General features: G+C 72.6%; 10 protein-coding genes. 5 read left to right on the forward strand and 5 right to left on the reverse strand.

Features of this window, described 5'->3' with window-relative positions:
* The first annotated feature begins 105 nt into the window (after positions 1-105).
* From OG580_RS32560 to OG580_RS32580, 5 genes are read left to right on the forward strand one after another with little or no spacing between them, the layout of a single operon-like run.
* Positions 106-609, forward strand: a complete 504-nt coding sequence (locus OG580_RS32560; protein WP_267047235.1) for a hypothetical protein — start codon at positions 106-108, stop codon at positions 607-609.
* Positions 609-2,006 carry a hypothetical protein gene (locus OG580_RS32565; RefSeq protein WP_267047236.1) on the forward strand — a complete coding sequence of 466 codons (1,398 nt, stop codon included), beginning with the start codon at positions 609-611 and terminating at the stop codon, positions 2,004-2,006. The genes OG580_RS32560 and OG580_RS32565 overlap by 1 nt, the downstream gene beginning before the upstream one ends.
* Positions 2,003-3,475, forward strand: coding sequence for a VWA domain-containing protein (locus OG580_RS32570; protein ID WP_267047237.1), 1,473 nt, complete (start codon positions 2,003-2,005; stop codon positions 3,473-3,475). Before OG580_RS32565 ends, OG580_RS32570 begins: the two co-directional genes overlap by 4 nt.
* A gap of 38 nt (positions 3,476-3,513) precedes the next feature.
* Positions 3,514-4,638 carry an AAA family ATPase gene (locus tag OG580_RS32575; RefSeq protein WP_267047238.1) on the forward strand — a complete coding sequence of 375 codons (1,125 nt, stop codon included), beginning with the start codon at positions 3,514-3,516 and terminating at the stop codon, positions 4,636-4,638.
* On the forward strand, positions 4,635-7,523 hold the full coding sequence (locus OG580_RS32580) for a DUF5682 family protein (protein WP_267047239.1): 2,889 nt from the start codon (positions 4,635-4,637) through the stop codon (positions 7,521-7,523). Before OG580_RS32575 ends, OG580_RS32580 begins: the two co-directional genes overlap by 4 nt.
* Positions 7,524-7,696: 173 nt before the next feature.
* On the opposite strand, the gene OG580_RS32585 is transcribed toward OG580_RS32580, so the two are convergent.
* The 5 genes from OG580_RS32585 to OG580_RS32605 are packed head-to-tail and all read right to left on the reverse strand — an operon-like array spanning position 7,697 to position 13,762.
* Positions 7,697-8,254 carry an NUDIX domain-containing protein gene (locus OG580_RS32585; RefSeq protein WP_267047240.1) on the reverse strand — a complete coding sequence of 186 codons (558 nt, stop codon included), beginning with the start codon at positions 8,252-8,254 and terminating at the stop codon, positions 7,697-7,699.
* A gap of 58 nt (positions 8,255-8,312) precedes the next feature.
* On the reverse strand, positions 8,313-9,608 hold the full coding sequence (locus OG580_RS32590; protein WP_267047241.1) for an MFS transporter: 1,296 nt from the start codon (positions 9,606-9,608) through the stop codon (positions 8,313-8,315).
* A 1-nt stretch (position 9,609) separates the two neighbouring features.
* A complete protein-coding gene (locus tag OG580_RS32595) occupies positions 9,610-11,391 on the reverse strand; it encodes a condensation domain-containing protein (protein WP_267047242.1) in 1,782 nt (593 codons plus the stop codon).
* Positions 11,385-12,692: a DUF6271 family protein gene (locus OG580_RS32600; protein WP_267047243.1), complete on the reverse strand. Its 1,308-nt coding sequence runs from the start codon at positions 12,690-12,692 to the stop codon at positions 11,385-11,387. The genes OG580_RS32595 and OG580_RS32600 overlap by 7 nt, the downstream gene beginning before the upstream one ends.
* The gene (locus OG580_RS32605) at positions 12,674-13,762 is read right to left on the reverse strand and encodes a phytanoyl-CoA dioxygenase family protein (protein ID WP_267047244.1); all 1,089 of its coding nucleotides are present in this window, start codon (positions 13,760-13,762) and stop codon (positions 12,674-12,676) included. Before OG580_RS32605 ends, OG580_RS32600 begins: the two co-directional genes overlap by 19 nt.
* Positions 13,763-13,777: the final 15 nt, after the last annotated feature.

Genomic DNA, 13,777 nt, shown 5'->3' on the forward strand with positions numbered 1-13,777 from the left:
GGCGCCGCCACCGTCCCGGCTCGTTGTCAGTGGGCGCCGATAGGTTCGTTCCTGTCGCGCCGCACTGGCGTGGACATCCCCTTTGACGTGCATGGGAGTGGTGTCTTGACGGTCCGGGAGACGTCGAGCCTGACGCGGGTGGTTCCGCCCGCACGGCCGCGGAAGCTTGCCAAGGTGCCGTTCGTCGAGCTGGCCGACGGGCGGTTGCAGGGTGTCGTGTCCAGCGGGTCCGACATAGGGCGCGTGTACGTGTCGTCGATCGCGACCGGGACGTACGCGTTCGCGTGCAGCACCAACAACAACCGCCCCTGCGGCGGCGCGCGCGGCGGGTTCTGCAACCACATCCGGGCGCTCGTCGGCGAGGCCGTCCTGCAGTACGGCGCCGAGCGCGTCGCCCGGTACCTGAAGGCCGACGTGCCCGGCGAGGAGCCGGACGCCCACGCGTTGGTCTCGGTGATGACGGCGGTGCGCCCCGAACAGGGCGACAGCTCGGCAGCCGCCCCGGTGTTCAGCCGGTTCCTGCGGCACCTGGCCTACCTCGAACGGGAGCCGGTGACCGTGCCGTTGCCCGAGATGCAGTGGTTCCCGCCGACGAGGGCGGTGGCCTGATGCGTACGGATCTCCTCTCCGACCCCGTCGACGGACTCGACGAGGCCCTCGCGGCCGTCGACGCCTTCGACCGGGTGCTCGTCGCCGGACTGCTCCGCCCCCAGCCCGCCCAGACCGAGGGCCTGGCCGCGATCACCGACGCCGTCGCCGGGACCCCGCTGGCGTCGCGGGTCGCCGAGGCCGCCGAGAAGACGGCGGCCGGCGCCGCGGGCGAGGACCACTTCGTCGCCCTCGCCGCCGCCCGCACCGCCCTCATGGGGTCCGTGCACGACGCCCTCACGGCCCGCGTCGGTGAGGTCACCGGACGGCCGCCCGGGGACGGGACCGCCCCGGCCGCCGCGGGGGAGGCGGGTCCCGCGGCGAACGTGCTCGCCGCGGCCCGCGCCTGGCTGTGCGACCTCGCCCGGGCCGGCTGGCAGGGCATCGACCACGAACTGGTCGCGGGGGCCGCGCCCGTGGTGTCCGCGATGCTGCCGGACCCGCTGCTGCGCCGACAGGCCACCCTGCTCGACGGCTTCGCGGCCGAACTCGCCGCCTCCTGCCCGGGAGCCGCCCTGGAGCACGTCCCGGTCCGCCGCTGGGCCGACCTCTGGTCGCGCGCGCTGCTGCTGACGCTGCCGGGTGCCACCCGCACCCCCGCGGCGGCCACCGCGACGGGCCGCCTGCTGCCGCTCGGCGTCGACGTCCAGGAGCACGCGACCGCCGTACAGGCCCAGATCCACGCGGTGTTCGAGCCCGCCGACGGTACGGCACCGCGCCTGGTGCGGGCCGCGGTCTCCGCACCGAAGCCGGATACGGTCGTCGGCGCCGGACTCTGGCAGCTGCTGCGGCCGCGGATGGCGCTGCTCGCCGCCGTGAGCGAGGGCCGCTCCATGGAGCTCGAGGCCATGCCCGTCACCGGCGAGGGCGACCTCGTCTGGGACGACGAGCGGGCCCGTACGGGCGAGCCCGCCGACCCCTTCGCCACGGCCCGGGTGATCCTGTCCACCGCTTCCGACCCGGTGACCGCCCCGCTGGACCGCCACCCGGTCCGGATCGCCGTACCCGTCCTCCTCGAGGGGTACGCGGTGGAGAGCGAGGCCGACGGGCCGACGGCCTTCACGGTCGCCGGGCACCGGTTGGCCGTCGACACCGACCGCGTACCGGCGGCGGGTCCGCTCACCCCGGAGACGGTCGCCGCGTCCGGCGCGTGCATCGGTCTGCTCCGCTGGGACGCCGGGGAGTTCGTCCTCCAGCCGCTCGCCGTCGAGACGACCGTCCGGAAGAAGACCGTCGCCGTGCACGCGGGCGCGTGGGCCGGAGGCACGACGGACAAGACCGGTGTCCGGGCGGAGAAGGCGGCCACGGACTCCGTCGCCGTCCTGCGCGAACGAGCGGGAAGGCTGCTGCGGAAATGACCGAGGCCACTCCCTCTTCCGACGCCACGCCCGCATCCGACCTCACGCCCGCATCCGACGTCACTCCCTCAGCCGACCCCACTCCGTCAACCGATCTCACTCCCTCAGCCGACCCGGCACCCCCCTCCGCCGATCCCGACGACAACCGTCGGCAGGTCCTGTACTGGCGTCTCCTCGCCCGCCTCTTCGACTCCGAAGAGCAGGCCGCGCTGGAGTCCGCGAGCCTCGCCGTCGTCGAGGACATCGGTCTGCCGTCGGCGCTGCTCGACCCGGGCGCGTCCGTCGACTCCGTCGTCCAACGCCATCCCGAGCTGGCCGACGAGTTCGAGGGTCTGATGACCCCGGAACCCGAGCCGGACGGCGTCCGCGACCGGGCCGCCGAGGTGCGGCGCGCCGCGCTCACGTCGAAGGTGCTCCTCAACGTCTTCTCCACCGGTTCCGGCACGGTCTCCGCAGGTCAGCTGGCACGGTGGCAGACGGACGCCGGCTGGCTGGAGCGCGCGCTCGGCTGCCCGCCCGGCGGGCTGCGCGGCGGGCGGGCAGCCGGCGCGGGCCTCACCGGCGGCGGCCTCGGAGCCGGCCTCGGAGCCGAACTCGGCGCCGTCGAGGCCGACCTCGTCCGGCGCATGCACCTGCGCGAGGTGCTGGCCGACCCCGTGCTCGCCGCCAAGCTCACCCCGAGCATGTCCCTGATCGAGCAGCTCCTGCGCGACAAGGGCCATCTCTCCGGCGTCGCCCTGGCCAACGCCAAGGCCCTCATCCGGCGTTACGTCGACGAGGTCGCCGAGGTGCTCCGTACCCAGGTGGAGAAGGCCACCGTCGGCGAGCTGGACCGCTCGGTCCCGCCCAAGCGGATCTTCCGCAACCTCGACATCGACCGCACCATCTGGAAGAACCTCACCAACTGGAGCCCGGAGGAGGAGCGTCTCTACGTCGACCGCCTCTACTACCGGCACACCGTCCGCAGGACCACGCCCCAGCGCCTGATCGTCGTCGTCGACCAGTCCGGCTCCATGGTCGACTCGATGGTCAACTGCACCATCCTGGCCTCGATCTTCGCCGGGCTGCCGAAGGTGGACGTCCACCTCATCGCGTACGACACCCGGGCGATCGACCTCACGCCCTGGGTGCGGGACCCGTTCGACGTACTGCTGCGCACCAACCTCGGCGGCGGGAACGACGGCCCGGTCGCGATGGCCATGGCCAGACCGAAGATCGCCGAGCCCAAGAGCACGGCCATGGTGTGGATCTCCGACTTCTACGAGTTCGACCGCTCGCAGCCGCTCTTCGAGGGCATCGAGGCGGTCCACCGGTCCGGCGTGCGGTTCATCCCCGTCGGCTCGGTGACCAGCTCGGGTCGCCAGGAGGTCAATCCCTGGTTCCGCGAGCGGTTCAAGGCGCTCGGAACGCCGGTGATCTCCGGCCACATCGACAAGCTCGTGCACGAACTCAAGACCTTCCTCACCTGAGCCGCAGCGCTCACGACCCGACCGGAAAGGCCCTTCGCATGTCCGACCTGCTCCGCGCTCCCGCCGAGATCAAGTACGCCGAGGAACTCGACTGGCTGGAGTCGATCGACGACGGCCCCAAGCCGTTCTCCTGGCGACTCTCCCCGAAGATGGTCCGCCTGTTCGTCCTCGGCTCCGAGCGCGCCGACGGCCTGGACCGGGAGGTGGCGCAGAAGTGGTTCGGCGACCGCAGCCTGGTCGAGCGTTCCATCGTCACCCTCGCCTCCGACCGCGGCCTGCTGCTCATCGGCGACCCCGGCACCGGCAAGAGCTGGCTCGCCGAGCTCCTGGCGGCCGCGATCAGCCGGAACTCCACCCTCGTGGTGCAGGGCACCGCGGGCACGACCGAGGACCACATCAAGTACTCCTGGAACGTGTCCATGGTCATCGCCAAGGGCCAGTCGCGGGAGTCGATGATCCCTTCGCCGATCATGACCGCGATGGAGACCGGTGCCATCGGCCGCTTCGAGGAGCTGACCCGCTCCACCAGCGACGTCCAGGACGCCCTGATCTCGATCCTCTCCGAGAAGTACGTCTCCGTCCCCGAGCTGGAGAGCGACGGCGGCGGCGACAACATCGTCTTCGCCAAGCCCGGTTTCTCGATCATCGCCACCGCCAACAGCCGCGACCGGGGCGTCAACGACCTCTCCTCCGCGCTCAAGCGCCGCTTCAACTTCGTCCGTATCCCGGTCGTGACGAACAAGAAGAGCGAGGCCGAGATCGTCCGGTTCCGCACCGAGGAACTGCTGCGCCGCCACCAGATCGAACTGGACGTGCCGCCCACCCTCCTCGACGTGCTCCTCCAGAGCTTCGCCGACCTCCGCGCGTCCTCCGCCGCGGCCGGCAGCGACGACGAGAAGCTGGAGTCCGCGCTGTCCACCGCCGAGCAGATCGGTGTCCTGGAGGACGCCGTCCTGCACAGCAACTTCTTCGGCGAGCGCGCCCTCACCGCCCGTACCCTCGCCGCCTCGCTGGTCGGCTCCCTCGCCCGCCGCGAGCCCGAGGACCTGGCCATCCTCAACAAGTACCTGCACGGCGTCGTCGAGCCGCGCGGCAAGGAGGAGGGCGGCTCCTGGCCCGAGTTCCTGGAGGGCGGCCGCGACGCGATCGCCAAGCTGGCATGAGCGGGCCCACCGAGATCCGGAGGACCGCCGGAGCCCCCGCGGCCCCCGAGACTCCCTTCGCCGCCCTGCGAGGCCAACTGCACGAGGCCGCAGTCGAGTTCGCCGGAGGGGCGGACGCCCTGGAGGGCATCCTCCTCGGCATGGTCGACGACGTCGACCGGGCGGCGGCCGAACAGCTGGAGATCTTCCCCGTCTGCCACCACTCGCCCGCCTCGGCGCTCGCCATGGCCCGCAGGCTGCGCGAGAAGCAGCCGAAGGTCGTGTATCTGGAACTCTGCGAGGACATGGCGCCGCTCCTGACCGAGCTGCGCAACTGTCGACTCCCGGTCGCGGTCCAGGCGTTCGCGGGCGACATCGACGGCTTCCCGCTCGACTGGGCGCCGCTGTCCGTCGTCGCGCCGATCACCGAGGCCTCCGCCGAGTACCAGGCCATCGCCTACGCCCTCGACACCCCCGGCGTGGAACTGGTCCTGGTCGACCGCTCCTCCGACCACGTCTTCCAGTGGGACGCCCGGCACGAGCGGACCGACGCGGACACCGACCCCGGGACCGGGAAAGGCACCGGAACCGGGACCGGCTCCGGCACCGAGCCCGAGGCCGCGCTCCACGGTGAGGCCGTCGGCGTCGAGATCGGCGACCTGCGGCCCCGCTTCGCCGAACTGGAGGAGCACCTGCTCCGCCACGGCAGGGTCCGCCACTGGTCGGAGTGGTGGCACCAGTACGTCGAGGTACCGCTCGGCGACAGCGACCACGACACGTACCGCCAGGTCATGTTCCTCATCGGCAGCCTCTTCCGGCGGCTCGCCCCCGGCGACGGGGACCGCGTACGCGTCGACGAGGACCGCGAGCGGTACATGTGGACCCGGATGCGCGAGCACCTGGCCGCGACCGGCACCGACCCGGCGGACTGCCTGTACGTCTGCGGCGCCTTCCACGCGGCCAGCCGCGTCGACGAGTTCGGCGTGGACGGCACCACCGGCACCACCGGCACCACGGGCACCGGCGGCTTCACGATCTCCCCGCGTACCGCGACGACCTGGCAGTACGGTCTGATCCCCTCCAGCCACACGGCGATCGAGGCGCAGTTCGGCCTCGCCTCCGGCTCGGTGTCGATCGCGGCGACGCAGTGGGCGAAGAACCTCAAGCGCACCGGGGTGAAGCCGTACCGCCTGGAAGGCCAGGCCGGCACGAAGAAGCCGAAACAGGCGAAGAAGGCCGCGAAGGCCGCCGCCGCCCCCACCGTGCCCGTGGCCGCGGAGGACCGGCTCTCGGGCTTCCTGCGGCAACCGCCGGTCGTCGACACCCTGGACGAGGCCGAACTGCTCGGCTGGTCCGTGGACATCGTCCGCGCCGCCCGCCGCAGCGGCTACCTCTCCTCCACCGCCGACGCGATCGCCGTCTTCGAGACGTCGATCCTGCTGGCCGGTATGCGGGACCGGGCCAAGCCGACGCCGTACGATTTCCAGGACGCGGCCGTCACCTGCATCGAGAAGGACGCCGTGCCCGGGCGCCGGGACGTCCGCCGCCTCGTCGAGATCATGATGGGGGGCGACCGGATCGGCCAGGTCGGGTACGAGGCGCTGCCGCCCCTCGCACGCGACGTGTACGACCGGCTGGCACCGCTGGAGCTGAACCTCCAGCAGCGCGGGGTACGACGGGCCCTCCTCGACCTGGCGACCGAACCGGACCTGCGGGCCTGCTCCGACGTGCTGTGGATGCTGCGCCGCCTGATGCCGTCCGGCGCCGCCCGCCCCATCATGGGAGAGCGGCGGCTCGGCGAGCGGTCCATCCAGGAGTCGTGGGACCTGTCGCTCGGCACCCACCAGCGGTCGCTCATCGAGCTCGGATACGAGGGCGTGAGCCTCGAACAGGTCCTGGAGCAGCGACTGCGGCGCACCGCGTACGGGCCGAGGGCGACGGCAGCGGAGGTACTGGAGGCGGTCGAGGACGCGACGCTGTACCTCGGCGGCCGGCGCCTCGCCGCCGAGCTGGGCACCCGCGCCCTGGAGGTCCTGTCCGCCGAGCGCACGGTGGACGGGGCACCCGAGGTGCTCCGCCGGGTGCGCGGCCTCCTCGCGTACTACCGGACGAGCGAAGCGGTGCTGCCGCCGTGGATCGAGTCCTTCGTCAGAACCGGGTACGCGCACTACTGCACCCTGCTGCCGACCGCGTTCCGGGACGAGGAGGCGACGGTGGGGCAGGTGGCCGCGATGCTGGGCTTCCTGTTCAGCATGGAGAACCTGGCCCTTTCCCTGGGCTGCGACCGGACGCAGCTCGAACTGGCGGTCGCGCAGGCCCACCCGCAGGACCCGGCGAAGACCGCCCTGCTGTGGGCCGCGCAGGTACAGCTCGGCACCCTCTCGCGGGGCGAGCTGCGGGCACGCTGCGACGAACTCCTCGGCAACCCGCTGGTGGTGCCCTCCTACCCGCGCTACCTCAGCGGGTTCGTCCACGCGCTCGAACCGGTACCCGGCCTCGCGGACGTGGTCGTGGAGGCCGTGTCGAACGCCTTCGGACGCCTGCCGGACACCGTCCTGCTGCCGTGGCTGCCGGTGCTCATCACCACCCTGCGGAAGGACGCGGCGGAACTGGCCCCGCTCCTCGTCCGCGAGGCGGGACGCGTCTTCCCCGCCCGGCTCCCGGCGCTCGACGCCTGGATCCCGCCCTGGCGGCAGCAACCGGCCGGCCCCCCGGCCGCCCGCACCCGTCGGCACGGCGCGGCGCTGCTCCCCGCACACCCGGCGACCTGCGACGCGCTCGCGGAGCTCCTGGGCTGCGACGCCGCGTGGACGGCGCCCGCCGACCAGGGCCCGCAGGCCCTGACCCTGATGTCCCGGCATCCGGACACGGCCCAGGCGGTGGAGCTCCTCCTCGCGGGTTCATGACCCGCCCTCATCCGGACTCCCCAGGAGCTTCGTCATCCGCATGAGGGCGGGAGGGGTGGGGTACGGGGCGCAGCCGGTCCACCTGGGGGTCGTACGCACCTCCGGCCCCGTGGAGCCGTCGCGGCGCAGGAGCAGATGAACGTCGAGTGGTTCGGCGTGCCGGGGGGCGTCGGTCACGCTCCACCGCCGTGGGTGTCCCAGCCGAGTTCGGTGTACGAACGTCCGGCGCGGATGCCCTCGATCGCGGCCCGTGTGTAGCCGACCGTCGGCTCGGGGAGGTCCGTGGCGTCCCACCACTCCCAGGAGAGGCACTTGTCCGGCTCCCTGACCTCCGGCTCGCCCTCCCACCGCCGGGCGCGGAAGACCATCTGCATGCGTGGGTTCCTTCCGGGCCCGTCGACGAGGTGGACCGCGTGGACGAACTCGACGTCCCGCGGGTCGATCACCAGCCCCGCCTCCTCCATGGCCTCGCGCACGAGGCAGGTGATCGCGGACTCCTGCTCGCAGTGGCCGGCCAGGAAGTGGTGTTCCAGGGGCGCGTACGCCGAGTCCGGATGGCGCAGGCCGAGCAGCACCCGGCCGTCGCGCTCGAGATACAGGTGGGCGCCGATGATCACCTTGACGGCACCCGCACCGGAGACGGGCTTGCCGGCGGCGGGTTCTCGGGGGGTGGGAGAAGGGTGCACGGTGTCCTCCGTTGCTGGGGCGTCCGGGTTGTCGTCGGGTCCCATACGACTTCCCCGTACGAGGACGTCGTACGACCTTCTCCTACCGTCCTCCTGACGTACGTCAGCGGCCGGCGTCCCCGCCGCTGCCCGGGTCCTCGGCCCCGCCCCCTCCGGTCGCGCCCTCAGGCGCCCTGCCCAGGGCGCGGATCGCGGGGACGGAGAGCATCACCGCGATGCACACGACGCCCGTCACGGACGAGAACAGCAGCACGCGGTCGGCTCCGAAGGACTCGGCCGCCGGGCCGGCCAGGGCCCGGCCCACGGGGATCACCATGATGGAGCCGGCGATGTCGTAGGCCGAGACGCGGCTCAGGACGGCCAGCGGGATGTGGGACTGCACGCTCGTCGCCCACATGACGCCCCAGAAGGCGAAGCCGCAGCCCGCCACGACACCGGTGACCGCCGTGAGCGTGAAGGACCAGCCGAGGGCGGGCGCCAGGGGGTTGAGGGAGAAGAAGAACATCGCGAGGGCCCCCGCGACGAGCGGACGACGGGGCCGTACGCGCATGCCGAGCAGACCGCCGACGATCGTGCCGGCGCCGTCGGCGGAGGCGATCCAGCCGTAGCCGCTGGCCCCGTGCTGCTCGGTGAGCAGCGCCGCGCCGAGCGGCAGCGCCGGGCCGAAGACGAACAGGCCGTACACGGCCCAGACCGCGATGACGCCCCACAGCCAGGACCGGGACCGGAACTCGTGCCACCCCGTGGCCAGTCGCTCCCACAGCGGGGCGGCGCCGTCGTCGCCCGCGGTGCTCAGTTTCCGCAGCGGCGCCAGGCCCAGCGCACTGAGCGCGTACGCCGCCGCGATGACCAGGAAGGACCCGGCCACGTCCCAGTAGGCGACGAGGAGTCCGGCGAGGCCGGGGCCGAGGAGGGTGCAGATCGCCTCGGAGATCCGCAGCAGCGCGTTGGCCCGCTGGATGTCCTCGGCGACCTGGGGGACCATGCTCGCCAGCCCGGGCTGGAACATCGCGGTCGCGGCGCCGCTGACCGCGAGCAACGCCATGACGTGCCAGAGCCGTACGCCGTCGGTGGCCAGCAGCGCCGCGAGCGCGAGCATGGCGACCATGCGCACCACGTCGGCGCCGACCATCATCACCTGCGGGGTGAACCGGTCGGCGAGCACGCCGCCGACGAGCACCAGCAGGACGATCGGCGCCATCCACGCGGCCAGCGCGTACCCCACGCCGCCGGCCCCGTAGCCGGCACCGAGGACGGCGGTCGTGAGCGACACCATCAGCATGCCGTCGGCCAGCAGCGACGTGCTGCGGGCCGTGAAGAACAGCCGGAAGCGGTTCGACCGCCACGGGCTGGGAAGCGAGTCCGGCTTCGGCCGGACCGTCACGTCATCCATCGTCATGTCACATCCGCCGGTCCCGGCCGGTCCCTTCGAGGAGAATCTGCTGCCTGCCCCAGGCGCTGCTCCGGTCGGCCTCGGCCGGCGGGTCCTGGACGATCACGTACCGACGGGGCGCCAGCACGCCGGGCCGCCCGGGGAGGGCGTCCATCAGCGCGGCGTGCGCCCCCTCCGGGGTCAGCGGGGAGCCCCCGGAGGCGATGAACGCGGTGAGCCCGTGCTCGGCGTCCCCTTCCGCCGAACCCCCGGTACGCGGGGGATCCGACGTGACATGCACGGGAAGGCCGTCGAGGACCCGGCTCAGGGTCGCCGCGACGGCGGGCGGCGAGACCCAGCAGCCGTCCACCCGCTCCCAGTCCGCTCCGCGCTCGACCGGGCGGACCCCCGTCACCTCCGTGAGCGCGGCGAGCGGCACGTCCGCGACGGCGGCCGCCTCCAGAAGGCGGACGAGACCGGCGAGGAAGCCCTCCGCCTCGTCGCGGGGGAACAGCGCGGGATCGACCCATATACCGAGCCGGAGCAGGGGGTCGATCTCGTGGACGAAGGTCAGGACCCGGGCCGGCAGTACCTGGCCCGGTCCCCGGCTGATCTCCAGATCCGGCCGGGGGGCGTTCTCCCCCTGGGCCGCGGCGTCGAGCGTGGAAGGGAGGGAGGGCGGCAGCGAGCTGACGTCGTTGAAGACGACGTCGCGGGCGAAGTGGCTGCCGCGCTCGAAGGTGGCCCGGCCGATCATCTCCCACAGGGCCACCGCGTCGAACTGGCTGTGCCGGTACGAGTTGAGCGCCGCGCCCCATGCCGTGCGGAGCAGCGCGTCGAAGGTGGGGACCCGTACGTCGAGGGAGAGCAGAGCGTCCTGGGAGAGGGTGTTCACGGAGCGGACCAGCCGTGGCGTGTACCGGTTGGAGGTCGGTACGGCGGCGACGCAGGCGTCCTGGCCCGTGCGGTGGGCGAGCAGCGCGCACCAGGCCGTGAGGAGCACGGTGGCCGGGAGGCCGCCGGTACGTTCCGTCACCAGGGCCAGCGCCCGGGCGCCCCGCCGCGACCGGAGCGTGAGCTGCGGCGCGTGGACCTCGGCGCCCTCGGCACCGGGCTCGGCGAACATGGCCTGCGGTCCGGTGCGGATGATCCGCTCCCAATACCTCAACGAGGCACCGGACTTGCGGAGCCCGGCCGGGGTCGACTCCTCCGCGGCGAGGTCGAGCGGCGTGAGCGCCGACTGAGGGGGGAGCGTCTCGCCGGTCAGCAGCGCGAGCCATTCCTCCTTGAGGACGGCGAGCGCGCTGATGTCCGCGACGGCGTGGCTGGCCGCCAGGGCGACGAAGACCGGGGCACCGTCGACGGTGACGAGGGAGATGCGCAGGGGGAAGTCGCGGTCCAGGTGGAAGCGCTCGTCCCGGGCCCGGAGCGCCAACGACTCGGCGTACCGGGCGGGTTCCTCGGGGAGTTCGGTGTGGTCGAGGACGGTGACCATGAACTCGCCGGAAGCCGCGACGACTTGCTCGCCGGGCGCCGTCCCGGGGGCGTACGGGAAGGTGGTGCGCAGGCCCTCGTGCCGTACCGCGAGAGCGCGCAGGGCGTCGACCGCCGCGTCCAGCCGGATCCCGGGGGGCGCCGGCCACACGTCGTGGATGTTGATGTGGGCGGGCTCGTCGCGCAGGACGCAGCGGATCATGTTGGCCTGCCCCATGGTGACGGGGCCCCGGCGCTCCTGACCGCCCGCGTAGGCGACGGTGAGGGTGCGGGTGTCCACTTCCTTCGGCTGCGAGGAGTCTCGCTCGCTCACCATGTGATGCCTTTCGGGGACGTCGTGGAGCGGGTCAGCGGCGCCCAGGCGTCGATCAGGAGGGCGAAGTCCTCCATGTCGAGCCGGGCCTCGTCGAGGAGTTGCTCGCGTTCGGCCGCGAGGACGTCCGCGGCCTCGGCGTAGCGGCCGCCGAGCTTGCGGTAGGAGCGGTCGAGGACGTCGAACCGTTCGGCGTTCTCGACGGGGTCGAGGCGGGTGCTGTCGCGCACGAACCCGGCCACGGCGGACGCGCGGACGAGTCCCTCCGCGTCGAGCAGCTCGTCGCCGGCCGCGGCCATGCGGGCGTACACGGCGTTGAGGTGCGGCATCGACAGGAGGAACTTCGCGAGCCGCCGCTGGTAGGAGAGGAAGCCGCTGTCGGAACGGCGCTCGCCCGTGTGGAAGTTGACGATGTGACGGTTGTGCAGGACACCGGGCAGCCGGGCGTCGTGGACCACGTGGATGAGGAAGTAGTCGCTGCCGATGGTGTCGGTGGCGGGCGGCAGCGGCACCTGCCCGTACACCTCGCGGGCGAAGCCGATGTTGCACATGTCCACCCGCATGGGGCTGACGCTGGTGAGCGTGGTGCGGTCGCCGGTGAACGGGGCCGTCCCGGCGCCGCGGAACGATTCCTGGATCAGGTTCCGCCGCCAGATCTCCGGATAACCGTCGGGGACCGACAGGCCGATGACGTCCTCGTAGACGGCGGGGTCGAGCCGGTGGATCTCCTCGACGTCCACGGACATCTCGCCGACGAAGGACCCGCCGACCATGGCCACCGGCCGGTCCGCGCACGCGGGGTCGAGCCTGCGCCGGGACATCAGCCCCGCCACGTCGGCGGCCCGCCGCCCCAGGGACGTCAGCTCGTGGTGGAGCGGGAACACCGGCTCGCCGTCCAGGTACTGGTACCGGCTGTCGGAGTCCCGGCGGTGCACCGAAGCGCAGCCCAGGGCCTCCGCGAACAGGAAGGCGCGGTTGGTGCAGGCGCCGTAGGACACCCGGGACGGCAGCATCAGGTCGAGCATCCGGTCGGGCGAGGCGAGGCCGGCCCGGGCGATCGTCTCCCGCAGGAAGGTCCGCTGCTCGGCCTCGTCGAGGTGGTGGACGACGACACCGGGGGCCGGGGGCAGCGCGCGCACCGCCGCACGGTGCTCGGCGAGCACCGGGGCGTCGGAGGAGTCCAGGACGAGGAGGTGCACCTCGACGTCGAAACGGCGCGCTCCGTAGGCGGCTTCCTCGGCGACCGCCCTGATGGTGTCGGCGCAGGCCCGGTTGGTCGGGAGGGTCAGACAGACGCGGCGCACGACGGTTCTCCGCTCAGGCCCTCGGCGGCGGCGGTGTCGTGCCACGAGGTGAGGCCGAGGAGCCGGCTGCCCAGCTCGGTCAGCTCGGCCGTGGGGTAGCGCTTGGACTCGTGGAGCACCGGGTCGCCGACGAGGGTGCGGTTCCAGCGCGGGGTGCGCAGGTGCCGCCAGGACTCGACCCGGGACCGCCGCAGTCTCTCGTGCTCCTCAAGGGCCGGCATCATCGACAGGTACTGGACCGCCCGCACGCCGTTCTCCGAGACGTTGCGCGCCACGCCGTGGGCGAGGAGGCCGTTCCAGATCAGCAGGTCACCGGGGTGGAGTTCGGGGCGTACGACGGGGAACTCCGTCCGGTCCACGGCGGGGCGCAGCGGGTCCCGGTCGGCCGGCTGGCCGATCTTCCACTCCTCGAACTGCCGGAACAGCTCGGGGTCGCACTGGAAACCGCCGGTCTCCGGGCGGGTGTCGTTGAGCGCGATGATCCCCTGCACGCGCTGCGGCGGTACGCCGATCGTCGTGTCGATGTCCCAGTGCAGCTCGATGTCGAAGCCCCGGTCCGTGGGCTCGATCAGGGCGCGGTCGCGGTTCCCGACGTTGGGCGGGTTGAGGTTGAGCCGGTCCAGGGTGACCCACAGCTCCTCGCAGTCCCATACGTCGACGAAGGCGTCGTACACGCGCTGGGCCTGGCGGCTGTTCCAGAGGAGCTGGTGGTGGTACGCCTCGACGAATCCGTAGACGTGCAGCTGCTGGTCCAGCTCGGAGCGGAACGGCCGCTCCTCGTACCAGCTTTCCGGCCTGTCCGGGTCGAGCCCCTGGAAGTCCCAGGTGAAGTCGAGGAGCCGACGGGCCTCTTCGGCCGGGATCGCCTCGCGGACGATGACGTACCCGTACGTCTGCCAGTGCGCGAAGTCCTCCTCGGACAGCACCCGCAGGGGGCGTGACTTCTTCAACTCCCGCAGCGTGGTCTGCGCCAGATAGGCCTCGCCGTCGGCGCTGAAGTACGGCAGGTCCGACGCCGCTCGGTGCAGGTAGGGGCGGCGCGGGCGGCCGTGGGGAGCGGGGGTCGTCATGGGGTCCCTCCGAAG

Origin of the sequence: Streptomyces sp. NBC_00094 (assembly GCF_026343125.1) — a bacterium.
GTDB lineage: Bacteria > Actinomycetota > Actinomycetes > Streptomycetales > Streptomycetaceae > Streptomyces.